Source organism: Agrobacterium sp. (genome assembly GCF_032092815.1).
Lineage (GTDB): Bacteria > Pseudomonadota > Alphaproteobacteria > Rhizobiales > Rhizobiaceae > Agrobacterium.
Genome location: NZ_DAMDBP010000012.1, coordinates 7,460 through 8,175, shown reverse-complemented (window position 1 = coordinate 8,175; position 716 = coordinate 7,460). Strand labels below are relative to the sequence as shown.

1 protein-coding gene is annotated in these 716 nt (G+C 54.3%); it reads left to right on the top strand.

The window, feature by feature from the left end; all coding sequences use genetic code 11:
• Nucleotides 1-185: 185 nt before the first annotated feature.
• A partial coding sequence (locus RT613_RS09240; protein ID WP_313614943.1) for a glycine betaine ABC transporter substrate-binding protein occupies nt 186-716 on the top strand: 531 nt, incomplete at its 3' end.

Below are 716 nucleotides of genomic sequence, written 5' to 3'. Positions count from 1 at the left end.
CGACCGCTGGCTTTTTGCCCTTGGTTCACGCGCCGTCCGCGATGTGATGGTGGCCGGCCAGTGGGTCGTGCAGGAAGGTCGCCATATCCACCAGCAGGAAATCGACCAGGCATTTCATACCGCCCTCAAACGGCAGCAGTAAGTTCAATTTAAGTGCCTGACATTCAATAAAAAAGTGGAACATGATGTTGAATGATAAATTGAAATACACACTTGCAGCCGCTGCCATGATCCTTGGCGGCTCCGTCGGTTTGGCACAGGCATCCTGTTGTGGTGATAGCAAAACCGTCACCTTCGCCGGCATTGACTGGGAAAGTGGCTCCTTCATCACCGAAGTGATGAAGACCATTCTTGAAAAGGGTTATGACTGCAAGGTCGACTTCATCCCGGGTAACTCCGTGACGCTCGGACAGGCGACAGCAAACAACGATGTGCAGATTTTTGCGGAAGAGTGGATCGGCCGCTCCGACGTCTGGAACGCTGCTGCGGCTGCCGGCAAGGTCAAGTCGATCGGCAAGACATTTGTTGGCGCATCCAAAGGCTGGTTTGTGCCGGAATACCTCGTCAAGGGCGATGCAAACCTTGATGGTGGTATCACATCCGCATTGCAGAAAGACATCCTTACCCACGCCACGCCGACTGCGGACAAGGCACTGTCGATTGTTTCGAACCTGCAAACCGTACTGGCAATCGAACTGCTGGCCGCCGCACAAGCC